1 protein-coding gene is annotated in these 2,372 nt (G+C 73.7%); it reads right to left on the reverse strand.

Annotated features, from left to right (window positions below):
* Positions 1–61: 61 nt before the first annotated feature.
* Positions 62–2,317 (reverse strand): xanthine dehydrogenase family protein molybdopterin-binding subunit, encoded by a 2,256-nt coding sequence (locus tag FV229_RS26510; protein ID WP_147754765.1) that lies wholly within the window; start codon positions 2,315–2,317, stop codon positions 62–64.
* Between the last annotated feature and the right edge of the window lie 55 nt (positions 2,318–2,372).

Below are 2,372 nucleotides of genomic sequence, written 5' to 3' on the forward strand. Positions count from 1 at the left end.
ACCCTCGGCTGCCCCTCGCCCCGCGTGCGCGGAGACGTTCCCAGAAACCCCGTTCCGCCCTTCAGCCCAGCAGCTTGTCCAGCGTGATCGGGATCTCGCGCACCCGGATGCCGGTGGCGTGCCAGACTGCGTTGGCGATGGCGCCGGCCGAGCCGGTGATACCGATCTCGCCGACGCCCTTGATGCCCAGCGCGTTCACGTGGGAATCGTCCTCGTGCACCAGGATCGCCTCCATGGCCGGCGTGTCGGCGTTCACCGGCACGTGGTACTCGCCGAGGTTGTCGTTGAGGAAGCGGCCGGTGCGGGCATCCATCGCCGCGTGCTCGTGCAGCGCGAACGACATCCCCCAGATCATCCCGCCGTAATACTGGCTGGTGACGAGGCGCGGGTTCACGATGCGGCCGGCCGCGAACGCCCCGACGAGGCGGGTGACCCGGATCTGGCCGAGGTCGGGGTCGACCTTCACCTCGGCGAAGACCGCACCGTGGGCGTGCATGGCGTAGGTCTTGGCGGCGGCCGGGTCGGTCGAGGCCTTTCCGGTGGCCGTGAGGCTCCCGCGGCCGGCACGCGCCAGGATGTCGGCGTAGACCTCGCTGCGGCTCTCGTCGTCGCGGCGGAAGAGCCGGCCGTCGCGGGCGACGAACCCGGCGTTGCCGGCCCCGTAGAGCGGGGAGGCGGGGTCGTTGGTGGCCAGCTCTGCGAGCTGCGCCACCACCGCCTGGCCGGCCGCGTGGATCGCTCCGCCCGCGGTGGCGGTGTGGGCCGAGCCGCCGGCGATGCCGGCGTTCGGCAGGTCCGAGGAGCCCATCTTGAAGGTGAGCGCGTCGAGGCCGATCCCGAGGCCGTCGGCGGCGATCTGGCCGAGCGCCGTCCAGGCGCCCTGGCCCATGTCGTGGGCGCCGACCTCGATCGTACCGGTGCCGTCGGCGCGCAGCTCGGCCTTCGCCTGCGCCTCGAACATCAGCGCCGGGAAGGTCGCGGTGCCCATGCCCCAGCCGACGAGGAGGCCGTTCGCGTCGCGGGTCTGCCGCGGCGCCTTCGGCCGCGCCGACCAGCCGAAGCGTTCGGCGCCGCGGGTGTAGCACTCGCGCAAGGCCTTGGACGAGAACGGCTTTCCGGAGATCGGCTCGACCTCGGCATAGTTCGCCAAGCGGAATTCCAGCGGGTCCATGTCGCAGGCCAGCGCCATCTCGTCGATCGCGCTTTCCAGGGCGACGCTGCCGGCGGCCTCGCCGGGGGCGCGCATGAACAGCGGCGTGCCGGTGTCGACCCGCACGGCCTGGTGCCGGACGGCGATGGCCGGGCTGGCGTAGAGAGTGTGCGAAACGCCGCCGGCCGGCTCGAAGAAGTCGTCGAACCGGCTCGAGGCGGTCAGCGTCTCGTGCTCCAGCGCCGTGAGCTTGCCGGCCTCGTCGGCGCCGAGGCGGAAGCTCTGCCGGGTCTCGGCGCGGTGGCCGACCGGGCCGTACATCTGCGAGCGCGCGAGCACGAGCTTGACCGGCCGGCCGACGAGGCGCGCGGCCATGCAGGCGAGGATCTGCGGACCCGAGATCAGGCCCTTCGAGCCGAAGCCGCCGCCGAGGAACGGGCTCTCGATGTGGATGTTCTCCGGCGGGATGCCGAACAGCCCCGCGAGGCGCCCCTGCGCCATCGCCATGCCCTGGCTCGGCGTGTGGAGCGTCAGCCGGTCGCCGTCCCAGGAGGCCACCGCCGCGTGCGGCTCCATGGCGTTGTGGTACTGGGCCGGGGTCGCGTAGGTCGCCGCGATCCGCCGGCTGGCCGTCGCGAGGCCCGCCTCGACGTCGCCGTGGGTCTCCTCCGGCGGCTGGCCGACGCCGATGCCGGGGGGCGTGAACGGCGGCTCGGCGTCGAGCCCGATGCGCGGCGTCTCGGCCTCGTAGCGCGGGTTCAGCAGGCGCGCGCCCTCGGTGGCCGCCTCAAGGGTCTCGGCGATCACCACCGCGATCGGCTGGTTGGCGTAGCGGACGGCGGAATCCTGCAGCAGGTCGAGGCGGAAGATGAAGCCGTGGGGCTTGTCGTCCGGGTGCTGGGCCAGCGCCGGGGCGTTGTCCGGCGTCATCACCGCGACGACGCCCGGATGGGCCTCCGCCGCCGCCACGTCGAGATGGGTGACGCGCCCGCGGGCGATCCGCGCGGCGCAGAGCGCGGCGTGCAGCGTGCCGGCCGCCACGTTGTCGGCGGCGAAGGTCGCCCGGCCGGTGACCTTCAGCGGCCCGTCGCGCCGGGTGAGCGGCTGGCCCATGCTCGATCCGTGGCGGGCCCGCTGCGGCGCGGACGTCAGTGCGATCTCAGCCATGGGCGGCTCCTGCAGGGGCGGCTGCCGCCGACGAAGGGGAGGGGGCGGCGAAAGT

This window comes from Methylobacterium sp. WL120 (genome assembly GCF_008039465.1).
GTDB classification, from domain to species: Bacteria; Pseudomonadota; Alphaproteobacteria; order Rhizobiales; family Beijerinckiaceae; genus Methylobacterium; species Methylobacterium cerastii.